General features: G+C 74.4%; 1 pseudogene. It reads right to left on the minus strand.

Going from position 1 to position 913, the window contains the following annotated elements:
• Window positions 1-913 (minus strand): annotated as a pseudogene (locus tag CCN33_RS24910) (NAD(P)/FAD-dependent oxidoreductase); the annotation flags it as partial.

A 913-nucleotide genomic window follows, 5' to 3' on the forward strand; every position in this document is an offset into this window, starting at 1 on the left:
AGCACGCGGGCCTTGCGGTTGAAGGTGGGCACGCGGCTGAGGTGGTACGCCCGGTGCAGGAGCCAGGCGGGGCGGCCGGTGAGCCGGCGGCCGTACACCTGGGCGACGCCCTTGTGCAGTCCGAGGGAGGCGACGGAGCCGAGCTGCCGGTGGGCGTAGGTGCGCAGGGGTTCGCCGCGCAGGGTGTGCACGATGTNNGGTGGTGGCGCCGGGCCCGGTGGCGGTGACGTCGGGTACGGCGGCGGCGTCGCCCGCGGCCCAGGCGTGCTCGGTGCCCTCGACCGCGAGCTGGGCGGTGCAGCGCAGCCTGCCGCGCGGGTCGAGGGGGAGGTCGGTGGCGGCGAGCACGGGGTGAGGTTTGACGCCGGCGGTCCAGACGACAGTGCGGGTGGGGAAGCGGCGGCCGTCACTGAGGACGGCGACGCGGTCGGCGCAGGATTCGAGGCGGGTGTTCAGCAGCACCTGGATGTTGCGGCGGCGGAGCTGGGTGACGGTGTGGCGGCCCAGTTCGGGGCCGACCTCGGGCAGCACCCGGTCGGTGGCCTCCACCAGGACCCACTTCATGTCCTCGGGGCGGAGGTTGGCGTAGTACCGGGCGGCGTAGCGGGCCATGTCCTGGAGTTCGCCGAGGGCCTCGACCCCGGCGTAGCCGCCACCGACGAAGACGAAGGTGAGGGCGGCGTCGCGCAGAGCGGGGTCGCGGGTGGAGGAGGCGATGTCCATCTGCTCGATGACGTGGTTGCGCAGCCCGATGGCCTCCTCGACGGTCCTGAAGCCGATGGCGTGCTCCGCCAGGCCGGGGACGGGCAGGGTGCGGGACACGGAGCCGGGGGCGAGGACGAGTTCGTCGTAGCCGAGGAGTTCGGCGGCGCGGCCGTGCCGCCCGGTGGCGAGGGTGGTGACGGCGGCGGTG

This window comes from Streptomyces recifensis (assembly GCF_002154615.1).
Classification (GTDB): domain Bacteria; phylum Actinomycetota; class Actinomycetes; order Streptomycetales; family Streptomycetaceae; genus Streptomyces; species Streptomyces griseoluteus.